Source organism: Quadrisphaera setariae, from assembly GCF_008041935.1.
In the GTDB taxonomy this organism is placed as follows: domain Bacteria; phylum Actinomycetota; class Actinomycetes; order Actinomycetales; family Quadrisphaeraceae; genus Quadrisphaera; species Quadrisphaera setariae.
The window spans coordinates 12,481-28,628 of sequence record NZ_VKAC01000009.1 but is presented as its reverse complement, the minus strand read 5'-3'; the positions used below and the strand labels follow the sequence as shown (position 1 = coordinate 28,628).

The following is a 16,148-nucleotide window of genomic DNA, read 5'->3' as shown; positions in this document are numbered from 1 at the left end:
CCGGACGGACGATGTGCAGCCCGGTGTGCGTGGCGCCGGTGTGTCGGCCGGAGGACGGCGAGCCGGTGGTGCCAGGCCTCTCCGGGGCGGTGGTCAGCCGTCGCGCCGGCAGGCGGCCTCGACGGCCTGCGCCGCCTTGCGCGCGGCGATGAGCACCGGGTCCCACACGGGCGCGAACGGCGGGGCGTAGGCGAGGTCGAGGGACAGGACCTCCTCGACCGTCATCGCGTTCCACACGCAGATGGCGAGCGCGTCGATCCTCTTGCCGGCACCGGAGCGCCCGACGACCTGGCCGCCGAGCAGCTGCCCGCTGCGCTCGTCGGCGACGAGCTTGACGCGGACGGGCTCCGCACCGGGCATGTAGCCGGCGGTCGTCGTGGAGTCGACGGCGGTGGTCACCACCTGGAAGCCCGCGGCGCGCGCCTCCTCGGTGGACAGGCCGGTGCGCCCGATCTCGACCCGGCAGACCTTGGTGATGGCCGTGCCGACCACGCCCGGGAACGTCGCGTACCCGCCACCGAGGTTGATGCCCGCCACCCGGCCCTGCTTGTTGGCGTGCGTGCCCAGCGGGACGTGCACCCCGCGGCCGGAGACGCGGTGGCGGACCTCGGTGCAGTCGCCCGCGGCCCACACCCCGTCAGCGCGCGTGCGCTGGGCGACGTCGACGGCGACGGCTCCCGACTCCCCCAAGGGCACCCCGGCCTCCCGCGCGAGCGCCACGGCGGGCACCACGCCCAGACCCAGCACCACGAGGTCGCACGGCAGCTCCAGACCGCTGGCGGTGTGCACGGCCCTCACCCGCGCGGGGAGGTCCCGCCCGCCCTCGGAGGCGGGGGCCAGCTCGAGCCCGCACACCTCCTCGCCGGTGACCAGGTGCACGCCCTCGCCGCGCACGGCCTCGGCGATGAGGGCGCCCATGTCGTCGTCGACGGTGCCCAGCGGCGTGTCGCCGCGCTGCACCACGGTGACGTGCAGGCCGCGCACCACGCAGGCCTCCGCCACCTCGAGCCCGATGTAGCCGCCCCCGACCACCACGACCCGGCGCACGCGCCCGGAGTCGAGGTCGGCGATGAGCGCTGACCCGTCGTCGAGGGTCTGCACGCCGTGCACGCCGGCCTCCGGGCCGGCGTCGAAGCCGGGCGCGTCGGGACGGCGCGGCACCGCGCCGGTGGCGAGCACCAGCTCGTCGAACGCCTCGGTGCCCTCGCCCTCGCGGCTGCGCCAGGCGACGGTGCGGGCGGCCAGGTCGAGGCCCACCACCTCGGTCCCCATCCGCAGGTCGACCCCGCGGCGGCGGTGCTCCTCCGGGGTGCGGGCGATCAGCTCGTCGCGCGAGCCGACTACCCCACCGACCCAGTACGGGATGCCGCACGCCGAGTACGACGTGGCGCTGCCGCGCTCGAACGCGACGACCTCCAGGTCGCGCCCGCGGGCAGCGGCCTGCTGGAGGGCCTGCGAGGCCGCCGCCATGCCGGCCGCGTCACCTCCGACGACGACGACGCGCGAGCGGCCGGGAGCCATGCGCTCGACGCTATCCGGAGATCGCCGGCGCGCGCGGCGACCACCCGTCCGACCGCAGCGCGCGGGTGGACGCCCACCCGGCGGGCCAGCAGGACGGCGACCACGACGGCCGCCCCGGCCGGCACGAGCCCGCAGAACGCCAGCCCGACCCGGGCGCCCCAGGTCTCGGTGATCCAGCCGACCAGCGGCGCGCCCAGCGGGGTTCCGCCGACGAAGGCCAGCAGGTACAGGCCCATGACCCGTCCGCGGAGCTCCGGGTCCACCCAGAGCTGCACCGAGGAGTTGGCCATCGCCTGGAAGGCGAGGTTGACCAGCCCCACGGCCACGAGGACGACGAGCAGCACGGCGGCGTTCGGCGCGAGCGACGCCGCGGCCTGCAGCGCCCCGAACCCCAGGCAGGCGGCCACGATGAGGCGCAGCCGGGTGGTGGCGCGCGTGCCGGCGACGAGGGCCCCGGCGGTGGAGCCGAGGGCCAGGGCGGTGTTGAAGGCGCCGTAGAGCTCCGGCCCTCCGTGGAGGACGTCCGTGGCCATGGCCGTGAGGACCACGGGGAAGTTCAGGCCGAAGGTGCCGACGACGCCGACCAGCACGATCGTGACGGCGACGTGGGGGCGCTGGCGGACGTGCGCCAGCGCGTCGCGGACCCCGCCGCGGTCGCGGGGGGCTCCGGGCGGGCGGGAGGGGCCGGCAGCTGACCGGGTGAGGAGGTCGGCCGGGCGCAGCCGCGCCAGCGCGACCAGCGGCGCGGTGAAGCAGACGGCGGTCGCGGCGAAGGCCCACCCGGTGCCGACCGTGCTGATGAGGGTGGCGGCCACGGCCGGTCCGAGCAGGCGCGAGGTCTGGAAGACGGCCGAGTTCAGCGAGACCGCCCCGCGCAGGTGCTCAGCGGGCACCAGCTCGCCGGCGAACGCCTGCCGGGCGGGTCCGTCCACCGCGGTGACGCAGCCCGTCACCAGGGCCAGCGCCCACACGAGCGGCGCGGTGGCGACGCCGGTGAGGGTGACGAGCGCGATGGTGGCGGTGAGGGTGAGGAAGGCGGCCTGCGTGAGCATCAGCAGGGTCCGCTTGGGGAACCTGTCGGCCAGCTGCCCGGCGTGCAGCCCGAGCAGCAGCACGGGCGCGAACTGGCAGGCCATGGTGATGCCGACGGCGGCGGGGCTGCCGGTGAGCTCCAGGACGAGCCAGTCGGTGGCGATGTTCTGCATCCACACGCCGGTGCTGGCGACGGCGTGGCCGGCGAGGTAGGTGCGGTAAGGGCGGTGGGCCAGGGGCGCGAGGGCGCGGGCAGCCAAGGGGGCCTCTTCCGGAGGTCGGCGGGCAGCACCGACCGGAGTGGTCATGGGTGGGGGCGGCAGCCGCGGGCGGACGCCCGGTCACGGACCGTTGCTGCCGGACACCAGCCTCTCGTGCGGAGGGGTCGCTCCGCAGCATCATCGGAGCCGATCGGTGCTCTCACTGGCATCATGGACCGTGATGAGCGAGCAGGGACGTGCTGGCGAGGCCGGGTACGACGTCGTGCAGCTGCGCTCCTTCCTCGCCGTGGCGCAGGCCCGCAGCTTCACGAGGGCGGCCGCGCGGCTGGGGGTGGGGCAACCCACGGTGAGCCAGCACGTGCGCAAGCTGGAGGCCGCCACCGGCCGGCTGCTGGTGCTGCGCGACACGCGCACCGTCTCGCTCACCCCCGACGGCGAGGCGATGATCGGCCTCGCGCAGGAGATCGTGGCCGCCCACGAGCGCGCCACCGCCTACTTCCGCGGGCAGCGCGCCCACGGACGGCTGCGCATGGGCATGTCCGACGACCTCGCCCTCACGCGGCTGCCCGCCATCCTGCGCGAGTTCCGCCGCGAGAACCCGCTGGTCGACCTCGACCTCACGGTCGACCAGTCCGGAACCCTGCACCGCCGCCTGGCCGCCGACCGGCTCGACGTGTACGTGGGCCGGCGTCCCGCCGCGGGAGACGCCAACCGCCACGCCACCGGCGCCGAGATCCCCGAGCAGCTGGTCAGCCGCGAGCGCATGGCGTGGGTCGGCACACCCACCACGAGGATCGACCCGGACGCGCCCGTGCCGCTGGTGCTCTACCCGCCTCCGTCGCTGGCGAGGACGGCGATGGAGGAGGCCCTGCAGCGCTCGGGCACGGCCTACCGCACCGCGGCGCTGTGCCGCGGCACCAACGGGCTCATCGCCGCGGTGGCCGCGGGCATCGGCGTCTCGGCGGTGCCGCGCAGCCTCGTGCCGCTGCAGCTGTCAGCGCTGCGCACGGAGAGGCGGGCGGACCGGCTGGCCGACGGACGGGGCGACGGTCCCGTCGTCCGGCTGCCCGAGCTCGGCACCATCGACCTGGTGCTGCTCACCAACCCGCGCACCGCTGACCGGCCCGCCTCGCGCGCCCTCGTGGCCGCCGTCCTCGCGAGCGGTCCGCCAGCCGTCACCGGTTGACGCACCCGGCAGAGCGTCCCCGGGTGCGCCGGCTGCCCCCGCGGCCGCCCACTCCTCGTTGACCAGACCGCCCAGCAGCACCACACCGCTGCCGAACCAGCCCAGCAGCATCGCCGCCACCAGGGCCCCGACCACGGTGGCTGCGGCCTGCACGGCCTCGTCACCCGAGGTGGTGGTGGGCCCGGGCGCGCCCAGCACGGCCAGCGAGGCCCGGAAGGCCACCACGAGGCCGACCAGCGCCGCGGTGGCGAGCACCGCACCGGGCACCACCGAGCGCCACGTGACGCGCACCGGCGCGCCCACGCGGTAGAGCGTCGCCAGCCCCGCGGCCACCACGAGCAGCAGCACCGGCCACCGGCCCACCGCCCACACCGTCGCGAACACCTCGCCCGCGCCCAGGGCCGCGGCCAGCCGCTCCCCGCCTCCGAACAGCGGCCCCACCACGAGCACCAGCAGCATGAGCGCCCCGGCCAGCACCGCCACGAACGTCAGCACGAACGACAGGAAGAACAGCAGCACCGGCCGCCGCTCCTCCACGGGCGTCTCCCCCTCGCGCAGCACCCGCAGCGCCGAGCGGACCACGCGGCTGGCCACCACGAGCGCCACCAGCGCGGACCCGACGGCGAAGCCCGTCTGCTCCTGCGCCAGCAGCTCGCGCACCAGCGGCGCCCCCAGGCTGGCGGCCAGGGCCGGGCTGAGGACGGCGTCGAGCAGCTGCACGAGGAAGGCCTGCGCATCACCCACGGCGTCGGGGTCGAGCCAGCGGCCCAGGAGCCCCAGCCCCGTCCCGAGCGCGGTCAGCAGGGGCACGGCGGACAGCAGCAGGTAGAAGCACATCTCCGCGGCGCGCCCGCCCAGGCGCAGCCCGGAGGCCCGCAGGGCCACCCGCGCGGCCACCGCCACGGGGTTGCGGCCGCGCAGCCTCCAGGTGGCCCGCTGGGCGGGGGCCTGGAGCCTGACGACGAGCCGCGTCGGGGGCACGGCCCCGGCTACCGGCCGGCCGCGGTGGTCGTCGTCGTCGGCAGCAGCCACGCGAGGAGCGCCTCGCGGCACTCGCGGACCTCCTCGACCGGGCACCACTCGCCGGCCGTGTGCGCGAGCAGCGGGTCACCGGGGCCGAAGTTCACCGCCGGGACGCCCAGCTCGGAGAAGCGCGCGACGTCGGTCCAGCCGAGCTTGGCCACGGGCTGGCGGCCGCTGCGCTCCAGCACCTGCTGCACGAAGTCGCGGGCGGCGGGGTGGTCCAGGCCGGGGCGCGCGCCGGGAGCGGCGTCGACCACCACCACCTCGGCGCCGACCTCCTCCTCCAGCCCGGCGAACACCTCGCGCACGTGCTGCTCGGCCTGCTCGGGGGAGAAGCACGGCGCGAAGCGGTGGTTGACGGTGACGGTGCAGGCGTCGGGGATGACGTTGCCCGCCACCCCACCGCTGATGCCGACGGCGTTGAGGCCCTCGCGGTAGACCAGCCCGTCCACGTCGATGCTGCGGGCCTCGTACGCGGCCAGGCGCGCCAGCACCGGGGCCGCGAGGTGGACGGCGTTGACGCCCACCCACGAGCGCGCCGAGTGCGCCGCCCTGCCCCTCAGCCGCACCTCGGCGCGCAGGGTGCCGTTGCAGCCACCTTCGATGCTCCCGTTGGTGGGCTCCCCGAGGACGGCGACGTCGCCCGCGAGCCAGTCCGGGCGCCGGCGCGCCAGGCGGCCGAGGCCGTTGAGGGCGGAGTCGACCTCCTCGTGGTCGTAGAAGACCCAGGTGACGTCGCGCACCACTCGGCGCGGGTCGGCGGCCATGACGTCGGCCACGGCCGCGGCCGCCGACAGCGCCATCGCCACGCCGCCCTTCATGTCGGTGGCGCCGCGGGCCACGAGCCGCTCCACGCCGTCCACCACCTCCCGGCGGGACGGCACGTCACCTCCGGCCAGCGGCACGGTGTCGAGGTGCCCGGCGACGACGACGCGCTCGGCGCGGCCCAGGCGCGTGCGCGCCACGACGGCATCGCCGTCGCGCAGGACCTCGTAGTGGGCGCTGCCGCCCGCCTCCGGGGAGCCCAGGTGCCGCAGCGCCGCCTCCACGAGGTCGGCCAGGGGCCCCTCCCTGCCGCTGACCGACTCGACGTCGCAGACGGCCGCCGCCAGGTCCACCACGTCTCCGCCCAGGTCGAGCTGCCGCTCGGGTGGTGGCTGGAGGTTCCGCCCGGGGGTGCTGCTCACGGCGACGACCCTACGGCGCGCACCGCCCCCCGTCGGTGATCGCGCTCGGTGGGCCACCCGGTCGGTGGCGGCGCGCGACCCGGGGTGGGCAACCTCGCCACACGCGTCCCAGCCGCACCTACCCTGTGGTTCATGAGCACGGAAGTCAGCCGGGAAGCCAGCACGGACGCCAGCACGGACGCGACCAGCACCGACAGCCCCCGCAGGGCCTGGGGCTACGGCCTGGCCACGACGGCTGCGGTCGACGGGGCCGCTGGCCAGGTGCTCGACACCTGGTACCCCTCCCCCGCGCTGGGCGCCGCCCCCGAGGACGCGGGCCCCTACGCCGTGCCGGCCGCGCTGGCCGCTCTGGAGGGCGAGGACCCGGCCCGCGGCGTGCGCACCCACGTGGTGCGCACCGAGGTCGACCTCGACGCCCCGCCCGCCGACGCCCCCGACGCCTACCTGCGCCTGCACCTGCTGTCGGCGCGCCTCGTGGCGCCGCGGACGATCAACCTCGACGGGATCTTCGGGAAGCTCGCCAACGTCGTCTGGACCGACCGCGGCCCGTGCCCCGTGGCCGGCTTCGAGCAGACGCGCCTGCGGCTGCGCGCCCACGGGCCGGTGCAGGTCTTCGGCGTCGACAAGTTCCCGCGCATGGTCGACTACGTGCTGCCCACCGGCGTCCGCATCGCCGACGCCGACCGCGTGCGCCTGGGCGCCCACCTCGCCGAGGGCACCACGGTGATGCACGAGGGCTTCGTGAACTTCAACGCCGGCACGCTCGGCGCCTCGATGGTCGAGGGGCGCATCTCGGCGGGGGTCGTCGTCGGGGACGGCAGCGACGTCGGCGGCGGCGCCTCGATCATGGGCACGCTGTCCGGTGGCGGCACGCAGGTCGTCTCCGTGGGGAAGCGCTCGCTGCTGGGCGCCAACGCCGGCATCGGGATCTCCCTCGGCGACGACTGCGTGGTCGAGGCCGGCCTGTACGTCACCGCCGGCACCAAGGTCGTGCTCACCGGCGACCTCGCGGTCGCGAGCGCGCCGGAGGGCTGGCAGCCCGGTGACGAGGCCGTCGTCGTCAAGGCCCGCGAGCTGTCCGGGCGCGACGGGCTGCTGCTGCGCCGCAACTCCACCTCCGGCGCCGTCGAGGCCGTGGCGCTGACCAAGGCCGCCGTCGTCCTCAACGACGCCCTGCACGCCAACTGACCCCGCCCGGCCTGCTCCCCCCAGAGCCCGAGACCGCGATGGCAACCGTGCAGCAGCGCCGCCGCCCCGCTCCCCCGCCGCCCCGGCGCGGCGGGGGCGGGAGCCGCGCCCTGGGACGCCTGGTCGGCACGGGGGCGGTGGTGGCGGTGCTCGCCGGCGGGGCGTGGGTGGCGGTGCAGCAGGTGGCGCCGAGCAGCACCGTGGTGGTCGAGCGGTGCACCGCCGTCAGCGGCGAGGGCGACGGCGCCGCCGAGTACGACCTGGCGCCGGACCAGGCCGCCAACGCGGCCCTCATCACGGCCGTCACCCAGCAGCGCGGCATGCCCGCGCGCGCGGCCACCATCGCGCTGGCCACGGCCGTGCAGGAGAGCAAGCTGCGCAACATCACCTACGGAGACCGCGACTCCCTGGGCCTGTTCCAGCAGCGCCCCTCCCAGGGGTGGGGCACGCCGGAGCAGATCCAGGACCCGGTCTACTCCACCAACGCCTTCCTCGACGTGCTGCAGAAGGTGGACGGGTACGCCGACGCGCCCATCACCGTGGTCGCGCAGCGCGTGCAGCGCTCGGCGTTCCCCGACGCCTACGCCGACCACGAGCCCGAGGGCCGCGCGTACGCCTCCGCGCTCACCGGGTACTCCCCCGCCGCGCTGACGTGCCGGTTGCGCCCGGTGCCCGACTCCTCGGCCGAGGCCGCGGCGGCGGACGGGTACTGGCCGCGCACGCAGCCGCTGGTGGACGCCTTCGGGCGCGAGCGCGGGAACGGCGTGGCCGTCGCCCCGGCCGACGAGGGCGCTGGGGCGCTCATCGGCACGCCGGTGGCCGGTGGTGGGGACGCCGCGCAGCAGCGCACGGGGTGGTCCGCCGCGCAGTGGGCGGTCGCCCACGCCGCGGACTTCCAGGTGGTGGCGGTCGGGACGGACGGGAAGCAGTGGCGCCGCGACCGTCCCGACGACGGCTGGGTGGACGTGCCCGAGGCCGACCGCGAGCGCCTGGCACCGGCCGGCGCCGCCGTCGTCCTCGTCGCCGGCGGCCGGCTCGAGTAGCCCCGCCTCAACCCCATCTTTCTCGCACTCTCCTCGGCAAGTGCGCCAACGCCCCCGTCCTTCCCGCACTTTCCTCGGCAAGTGCGGGAAGGACGGGGGGACGACGACGAGGACGGACGCGCAGGAGGGCCGCCCCCGGGTGTCGGGGACGGCCCTCCTGCGCGGTGCCGCGGGTCGAGACCTGGCGGGTCAGCGCTCCAAGACGGGCACGTAGCTCCGCTCGCCGGCACCGGTGTAGACCTGGCGCGGCCGGTTGATCTTCATGGCGGGGTCGGTGACGCCCTCGCGCCACTGCGCGATCCACCCCGGCAGGCGGCCCAGCGCGAACAGCACCGTGAACATCCGCGTCGGGAAGCCCATGGCCTGGTAGATGAGGCCGGTGTAGAAGTCGACGTTGGGGTAGAGCTTGCGCTGCACGAAGTAGTCGTCCTGCAGGGCGATCTCCTCGAGGCGCTTGGCGATGTCGAGGAGCGGGTTGTCGGCGCGGGCGAGCACCCGGTCGGCCGTCTTCTTCACGATGGCGGCGCGGGGGTCGTAGTTCTTGTACACGCGGTGCCCGAAGCCCATGAGGCGCACGCCGTCGCGCTTGTCCTTCACCTTCGCCATGAAGGAGTCGGCGTCGTCGTCGCCGCGGTGGATCGCCTCGAGCATCTCCAGCACCGCCGAGTTGGCGCCGCCGTGCGCGGGACCCGACAGGGCGTGGATGCCTGCGGAGACGGACGCGAAGAGGTTGGCACCGGAGGAACCGACCATGCGGACCGTGGAGGTGGAGCAGTTCTGCTCGTGGTCGGCGTGGAGCACGAAGAGCAGGTCGAGGGCCTTGACCATCTCGGGGTCGGGCTCGTAGGGCTCAGCCGGCCAGCCGAACGTCATCCGCAGGAAGTTCTCCACCAGGCCCTTGGAGTTGTCCGGGTAGAGCATCGGACGCCCCGTGGACTTGGAGTAGGCGTACGCCGCGATGGTGGGGAGCTTGGCGAGCAGGCGGAAGGTCGACAGGTCGACCTGCGCGGCGTCCTTGGGGTTGAGGGAGTCCTGGTAGAACGTCGACAGCGTCGAGACGGCCGAGCTGAGCACCGGCATCGGGTGTGCATCGCGCGGGAAGCCGTCGAAGAAGCGCTTGAGGTCCTCGTGGAGGATCGTGTGGCGGTTGATCCGCGCGGTGAAGTCCTCCAGCTGCGGCGCCGTGGGCAGTTCGCCGTTGATGAGCAGGTAGCTCACCTCGGCGAACGTGGAGTGCTCGGCGAGCTGCTCGATCGGGTAGCCGCGGTAGCGGAGCACGCCGGCGTCACCGTCGATGTAGGTGATGTCGCTCTGGCACGAGGCCGTGTTCACGAAGCCCGGGTCGAGCGTGACGTAGTCGGTCCGCTTGAGCAGGCCGGAGACGTCGAGCCCGTCGTTGCCGTCGACCGCGGGCACCACGTTCAGCGGCAGGACGCCCCCGGGGTGGACCAGGGCCACGGGCGATTCCGCGGGCACGGCGGTCAGCGGGCCGGTCGCGGGGTCGGTCATGGCTCGGCTCCTCGTCGTCGGGGGTGGAGGGACGGGTGCAGCGGACGGGACGACGGGCGTCGCCCGGTGGGTGCTGCCGGGGGGACGCTACCTGGCGAGGGAGCCCAGGCGTGCAGCGGCGGCCGCGACGCGCTCGTCGGACGCCGTCAGGGCCACCCTGACGTGAGCGCGCGCTGACGGTCCGTAGAAGTCCCCGGGGGCCACGAGCACGCCGACACCGGCCAGGCGGTCGAGCAGCTCGCGGCCTGTCGGTCCAGCGGCGCCGTCAGGGCCGTCGGTGCTGTCAGCGGAGCGGGTCCACAGGTACAGGCCGGCCTCGGAGTGCTCGACGAGCAGGCCGGCGCCCTCCAGGGCGGTGCGCAGCACGGCCCGGCGCGCCCGGTAGCGCTCGCGCTGGACGGCGACGTGCTCGTCATCGCTGAAGGCCGCCGCCACGGCGGCCTGCACGGGGGTGGGCACGATCATGCCGGCGTGCTTGCGCACGCCGAGCAGGTGCGCCACGAGCTCCGGGTCCCCCATGACCACCGCCCCGCGGTAGCCGGCGAGGTTGGACCTCTTGGACAGCGAGGTCACGAGCAGCAGGCCGTCGTGGGAAGCGCCCGCGACGCGGGGGTCGAGCACCGAGGGCACCTCGGGCACGTCCCAGGCCAGCTCGGCGTAGCACTCGTCGGAGGCGACCACAGCGCCCTCGTCACGGGCGCGCTGCACGCTGGCGCGCAGCTCCTCCACGCCCGCCACGGCGCCCGTGGGGTTGGAGGGGCTGTTCAGCCACACCAGGCGCACGCGGTCTCCCGCGAGCTCGTCCGGGGTGGGCCAGCCGCCCGGGGGGACGGCGACGGCGCGCGCGCCCGCCAGGCGGGCCCCCACGTCGTACGTGGGGTAGGCGACCTCGGGGATGACGACGACGTCGCCGGGGCCCAGCCCCAGCTGCGTCGGGAGCCAGGCGACGAGCTCCTTGGAGCCGACGGTCGGCAGCACGGCCGCCGGGTCCAGGCCGACAGCGCCGCGGGATCGGGCCGCCCAGCCGGCGGCGGCCTCGCGCAGTGCGGGGGTGCCGGCCGTCAGCGGGTACCCGGGGGCGTCCGCGGCGTCACGCAGGGCGCGCTGCACGACCTCCGGCGTGGGGTCGACGGGGGTGCCGACGGAGAGGTCGACGATGCCGTCGGGGTGGGTGCGGGCGCGCTGCGCGGCCTCGCGGATGGTGTCCCAGGGGAAGTCCGGCAGGCCGCCGGTCCGGGAGGCCCCGCCGCCGACCCGCGCGGACCAGCCGCTCAGTGGCCCGTCTCCTGCGGGGGCAGCGCCGCGACGAGCGGGCCGTCCTTGGAGATGGCGCCGAGCTTGGCAGCGCCGCCCGGGGAGCCGATCTCGTCGAAGAAGGCCGCGTTGTCGGTGGTGTAGTCGGCCCACTGCGCGGGGACGTCGTCCTCGTAGTAGATGGCCTCCACGGGGCACACCGGCTCGCAGGCGCCGCAGTCGACGCACTCGTCGGGGTGGATGTACAACGACCGGCTGCCCTCGTAGATGCAGTCGACCGGGCACTCCTCCACGCAGGCGCGGTCCTTCAGGTCGACGCAGGGCTGCGCGATCACGTAGGTCACAGCCCCAGTGTTCCACCCGACCGCCCGCTGCGACGAGCGGAGGTCCGCGACAGGCCGGTGGCTGGCGGTCAGTCCAGGGCCAGCGGCACCCCGGTGGGCGCCCCGCCGCCGGGGCCGGTGCACGTGACCGCGGTCCGGGGGGCGTAGGTGGTGGTCAGCTCGTCGGTGACCGGCTCCGCGTCCCCGGTGCTCGACGGGGCCTTCGGCGCGGTGGTGCGCGTCACCGTGGTGGTGAAGCCGTCCTGCCCGGGCTGGGCGACGCACTGCGGCGAGGGGTCGGACAGCTGCGTCGCGGGGCGGGGGTCGCTCGGGGCGGACGCGGTCAGGGTGACCTGCCGGTCGCCGGTGCCCCACACCTGGACCCTGAGCGCCCCGTCGACCACCTCCGTGCGCAGCACCGCCCCCTTCGCGGTGGCCTCGGTGAGCACCAGAGGCGTGCCGGAGCCGACCACCGCGTCCAGCCCCACCGGGTCGCGCGGGTTCCACGTCGCCGGGGCCGTGCGCGCGTCGACCTGCAGACCGGCGGCGTAGGCGGCGGCGTGCACGGCGGAGGCCACCTGCGTGGTGCCCGCGGCCAGGGTCGTCGTCGCGCGGCCGTCCACCACCACGGTGGCCGGCACCCAGCCGGCCTCCGCGCTGGGGCTGCCCATCCGGGCCCCGACGTCGAAGGGCTCCCCCGCCGCCAGTACGGCGCCGTCGAGGGCGCGGGCAGCGGCGGTGACGTCCTGCGTCCGGGCCGGGTCCTGCGTCAGCGGCGAGACGACCTGGCCCAGCAGAGCGCTGATGCCCATCGAGGTGAGGGCCTCGGTGGTCAGGGCGGGCGTCACGGACCGGGTGCTCACCCGGGCGGTGCGGGCGTCCCCGGAGGCCACCAGCGCGGTCGCGGCGGCGTGCGCCAGCGACTGCGGGTCGGGCTCGGAGCCCGCGACGGCGGGCACCACCACGGGCGCCGCGCCGCTGGTGTCGAGCCGGGCGTCCTGGGCGGAAGCGCGGGTGGCGGGGTCCGCCGCGGCCACGGCGTCGGACAGCGCTCCGCCGTCGACGTGCAGGCGCAGCGAGGCGCCGTCCTGCGCGAAGGACAGCGCCGGCAGCACCTGCGCGGGCGGGAGCACCACGGTGCGGTCGCCCACGACCACCGTCAGCGGGGCCGAGGCGGCCGGGCGCGCCTGGGTCTGCAGCGCGGTGTCGACGGCGTCGGCGCTGGCCTGCGGCTGGGTGGTGCGCGACGGCAGCAGCAGCGGCCGCTCGCCCCCCGGCTCCCCCGGGGCCGCCAGCCACGCCCGGCGCACGAGCTCGGTCGCCGCGGTGCGGTCCATGACGGTGCCGGGCACGGGGGCCACGGCCACCGGCTGCCCGGAGGCGAAGCTGACGGAGCCCTCCACCGCTGGCACGTCCAGCGCGACGGCCGCCCGGTCCAGGGCGGCGGCCAGGTCGGCCTCGGAGCCCTCCAGCACCGGGTCCACGGCGCCGCGGCCCTGCAGCTGGTGCCACAGGGTGGTGGGCAGCCCCGCCGGTCCGATGGCCCGCGAGACGGTGGCGGCGGCGTCGAGGTGCAGGTCGGCGACGCCGGGGTCCACCGTCGTCGTCCGCGTCTGCTGGGTGGGCGCGTCGAGCCGGACCTGCAGCGGGGTCTCCAGGCGCGGCTCGAGGGTGCGGGCCAGGAGCTGCACGGCGTCGTCGCGGTCGAGCCCTCCGATGGCCACGCCGGCCACCGTGGTGCCCTCGGGGACGCGGTCGGCCAGGCGGAAGGAGGCTCCCGACCAGGCGGCCGCCACGAGCCCGGCGGCGGCCACGAGCGCCAGCACCCTGACGCGCTGACCGCGGGTGGGTCCGGGCGCCTCCGGCCGCCCGGGCTCGGCTTCCTGCCGGGGGGTGGTGAGCAGGTCGTCACGCGACAGCACCAGCGTGGCCGCGGGCCCCACCACCGCTGCCGGCTCGCCGACGGGGAGGACGACGGCGTCGACGTCGGCGTCGACGCCGGTGCCGGTGGCCTCGAGGCGGTGCTGCGGTCGGCGCGGAGCAGGGACCCGCCCGCCGGCGTCCGCACCCTGCGGCGCGGCCTCGCCGCGCTCGAGCATCTCCAGCAGCTGCGCCGCTCCACCCGCCCGTCCCACGCCAGCGAGGCTAGGGAGGATCAGGCCAGCGCGTGGTAGGAACGCCGGAACCTGACCAGGGGCTCCTCGGCCCCGGCACTGCCGGTGCTGGCGGTGGACCTCCCGATCCCGACGACCAGGCCCACGACCACGGCGTGGTCCCCCGCGGGGTGCACCGCGGTGGTGCGGCACTCGAAGGACTCCAGCGCGCCGTCGAGCAGCGGCGCCCCGGTGACCGCCCCGGTGCGGTGCGGCACCCGGTCCAGCTGGCCGACGGCGGGGCGCCCCGGCGTGGCGAGCCACCCGGCCGTCGCTCGCGCGCCGGCGGGGAGCAGCGACAGCCCCCACGTGCCGGCGCCCTCCACGGCGTCGAGGAAGCGGGCGTCCTCGTGGACGCAGACCAGCAGCATCGGCGGCTCGCGGCTGACCCACGTGTACGACGTCACGGTGATCGCGTGGTCGAGCCCGCGCCAGCGGGTGCTGGCGACCGCGACCCCGGCGGCGATGCCCTCGAACGCCGCCGCGGCGGCGTCCGGGTCGACGTGCTGGTCGACGTGCTGGGGGTCCTCGCTCACGCGCCCACGGTAGGAGCGGCGGCTGGCCCCGTGGCCGGCAGCACCACCGCTGCCGGGGGCAGCGGGGCGGCGCTGACGCCCGGCACCTCCACGGGCGGGCCCGCGGCGGCGAGCACGTCGGTGATCTCGTGGCCGATGAGCTCGTGGCGCTCCAGCAGCGCGTCCCGCAGCGCCGCGACCAGGTGCGTGTTGGCCCCGAGCAGCGCGCGCACGGCGTCGCGCTGGGCGCCCAGCAGCTCCTCCAGCTGCGCACGGGCGTGGGCGTCGCCGAGCACGCGGCCCACCAGGCCCTCCCCTCCCGGGGAGCCCTCCGCGGCGGCGAACGAGACCAGGGAGGAGGCCATGCCCGCGGCTCCGACCATCTGGGCGCCGATGCGCGTGGCGTAGGCGAGGTCGGAGCTGGGCCCGGTGGACACGTCCCCGAAGGCGAGCTCCTCGGCCACCTGCCCGCCGAAGGCGATCTGCACCAGCGAGACGAGCTCGCTGCGCGACCGGGTCCACACCTCCTCGGCGTCGCCGTGGGCGAGCAGGCCCAGCGCCCCGGCGCGCTTGATGATGGTCAGCACCTCGAGGCGGCGCTGCGGCGCCACGAGGTGGGCGACCACGGCGTGGCCGGCCTCGTGGGTGGCGATGAGCCGGGCCTCGCGGGCGGTGTAGCCGACCGGCGACCCCAGGCCCACGGACGTCACCAGGCGGGCGTGCTCGACGTCCTTCCAGCTCATCGCGCCCGCCCCGCGGCGCACCGCGTTGACGAGGGCCTCGTCGAGGAGGTTCTCGATCATCACCGGCGTGGAGCCCGCGGTGATGCCGGCGAGGGCGTCACGGCGCTCGTCGTCGTCCAGCTCGGCCTCGTGCGCCTTGCGGGACAGGAAGTGGTCGAGGACCTCGCGGCGGCCCCGCTGGTCAGGGGCGTCGAAGGTGAGGCGGCGGTCGAAGCGGCCCGGGCGCAGGAGTGCGGGGTCGAGGGAGTCGGCGCGGTTGGTGGCGGCGATGAGCAGGACGTCGACGGGCTCGACCTTCGGGCGCGGCAGCTGGCGGTGCGCCGGGAGCAGCAGGTTCACCGCGTCGACCAGCCGGCCGAGCAGCTGCTGCGCCCCCGTGGGCTCGTCGAAGGACTGCATCTGCACGAGCAGCTCGTTGACCACGCCGCCGACGCCCTCGCTGGTCATCGCCGAGACGGTCGTCCCCCCGGCCCGCGCGACCGAGGCCCGCGAGCTCTGCAGCGGCAGCCCCTCGAGGCCGCCGCAGCACGTCACCGCGCTGCTGGCGACGGGCGCGCTGGGCGCGACGGACCCCGCGGGGGCCATGGGCATCCCGTGGCGCACGGTGGCGATGGCGTCGATCTCCTCGATGAAGCCGATCGCCCCGCCCTCGGCCCGCGCGGCCTTGCGCAGCGCGCGGAAGTACGCGCGGATCTTGCGCGCCGTCGCGCCGTAGTACATCGACTGGAAGCTCGTGCCGGAGACGTAGAGGAAGGGGACGCCGGCCTCGCGCGCCATGGCCTTGGCCATGTGCGTCTTGCCGGTGCCGGGAGGTCCTTCGAAGAGCAGGCCGCGGCGCGGGGTGCCGCCCATCTCGCGGCGGAACGTGCGGCCGGCGAGGAACAGGTCGAGCGAGCGCTGCACCTCCTCCTTCACCGGGCCCAGGCCCTTGACGTCGTCCATCGACACGTCGATCTGCTCGGGGCGGTAGACGAGGTGCGGCGAGCGCCCGGAGACGACCACCTGCGCCAGCAGCAGCAGGATGAGCAGGGCGAAGAACACGCCGGTGATGAGGTAGATCGGGTCCACCGCGGGCAGCGCCAGGTCGGCGAGGGAGACCGGGTCACCGGCGAGGATCCGGTACCAGAGGTAGCCGGCCACCGGTCCCAGGACGACGGCGATGCGCAGCAGGCGCCGCTGCCGGCGGCGCTCGCGGTTGCGCCCGACGTCGGCACTGTCGCGGCGGGCACCCTGCTGTGACTCCATGCTCA

Annotated in this window: 11 protein-coding genes and 2 pseudogenes; 3 read left to right on the top strand and 10 right to left on the bottom strand. The window is 76.0% G+C overall.

Annotation, left to right across the window (positions count from 1 at the left end; genetic code table 11):
- Positions 1-93 precede the first annotated feature (93 nt).
- Positions 94-1,521 (bottom strand): FAD-dependent oxidoreductase, encoded by a 1,428-nt coding sequence (locus FMM08_RS15130; protein WP_147927226.1) that lies wholly within the window; start codon positions 1,519-1,521, stop codon positions 94-96.
- A gap of 68 nt (positions 1,522-1,589) precedes the next feature.
- Positions 1,590-2,861 (bottom strand): annotated as a pseudogene (locus FMM08_RS23730) (MFS transporter); the annotation flags it as partial.
- Between the two features lie 133 nt (positions 2,862-2,994).
- Here FMM08_RS23730 and FMM08_RS15120 point away from each other — a divergent pair.
- Complete coding sequence (locus FMM08_RS15120) at positions 2,995-3,960, top strand: LysR family transcriptional regulator (RefSeq protein ID WP_147927224.1); 966 nt, start codon at positions 2,995-2,997, stop codon at positions 3,958-3,960.
- A 60-nt stretch (positions 3,961-4,020) separates the two neighbouring features.
- Here FMM08_RS15120 and FMM08_RS23725 read toward each other — a convergent pair.
- A pseudogene (locus FMM08_RS23725) lies at positions 4,021-4,845 on the bottom strand (YihY/virulence factor BrkB family protein); the annotation flags it as partial.
- Between the two features lie 104 nt (positions 4,846-4,949).
- Entirely contained in the window at positions 4,950-6,170 is a 1,221-nt protein-coding gene (gene dapE / locus FMM08_RS15110; protein ID WP_147927222.1) for a succinyl-diaminopimelate desuccinylase, read from the bottom strand.
- A gap of 132 nt (positions 6,171-6,302) precedes the next feature.
- Here dapE and dapD point away from each other — a divergent pair, with 132 nt between their 5' ends.
- Both dapD and FMM08_RS15100 read left to right on the top strand, forming a co-directional pair.
- Positions 6,303-7,358: a 2,3,4,5-tetrahydropyridine-2,6-dicarboxylate N-succinyltransferase gene (dapD, locus tag FMM08_RS15105; RefSeq protein WP_147927221.1), complete on the top strand. Its 1,056-nt coding sequence runs from the start codon at positions 6,303-6,305 to the stop codon at positions 7,356-7,358.
- 38 nt (positions 7,359-7,396) lie between these two features.
- Positions 7,397-8,401 (top strand): hypothetical protein, encoded by a 1,005-nt coding sequence (locus tag FMM08_RS15100; RefSeq protein ID WP_187279777.1) that lies wholly within the window; start codon positions 7,397-7,399, stop codon positions 8,399-8,401.
- A gap of 189 nt (positions 8,402-8,590) precedes the next feature.
- Here the strand turns inward: FMM08_RS15100 and FMM08_RS15095 are convergent, their stop codons facing one another.
- The 6 genes from FMM08_RS15095 to FMM08_RS15070 all read right to left on the bottom strand — a co-directional run bounded on the left by FMM08_RS15095 (position 8,591) and on the right by FMM08_RS15070 (position 16,143).
- Positions 8,591-9,910: a citrate synthase gene (locus FMM08_RS15095; RefSeq protein ID WP_147927220.1), complete on the bottom strand. Its 1,320-nt coding sequence runs from the start codon at positions 9,908-9,910 to the stop codon at positions 8,591-8,593.
- Positions 9,911-9,997: 87 nt separating this feature from the next.
- Entirely contained in the window at positions 9,998-11,185 is a 1,188-nt protein-coding gene (gene dapC, locus FMM08_RS15090; protein WP_147927378.1) for a succinyldiaminopimelate transaminase, read from the bottom strand.
- Complete coding sequence (gene fdxA / locus FMM08_RS15085) at positions 11,182-11,508, bottom strand: ferredoxin (RefSeq protein ID WP_147927219.1); 327 nt, start codon at positions 11,506-11,508, stop codon at positions 11,182-11,184. Before fdxA ends, dapC begins: the two co-directional genes overlap by 4 nt.
- A gap of 68 nt (positions 11,509-11,576) precedes the next feature.
- Positions 11,577-13,622 (bottom strand): VanW family protein, encoded by a 2,046-nt coding sequence (locus tag FMM08_RS15080; RefSeq protein WP_147927218.1) that lies wholly within the window; start codon positions 13,620-13,622, stop codon positions 11,577-11,579.
- 20 nt (positions 13,623-13,642) lie between these two features.
- Positions 13,643-14,176: a flavin reductase family protein gene (locus FMM08_RS15075; RefSeq protein WP_222710819.1), complete on the bottom strand. Its 534-nt coding sequence runs from the start codon at positions 14,174-14,176 to the stop codon at positions 13,643-13,645.
- Positions 14,173-16,143, bottom strand: coding sequence for an AAA family ATPase (locus FMM08_RS15070; protein WP_147927217.1), 1,971 nt, complete (start codon positions 16,141-16,143; stop codon positions 14,173-14,175). Before FMM08_RS15070 ends, FMM08_RS15075 begins: the two co-directional genes overlap by 4 nt.
- Between the last annotated feature and the right edge of the window lie 5 nt (positions 16,144-16,148).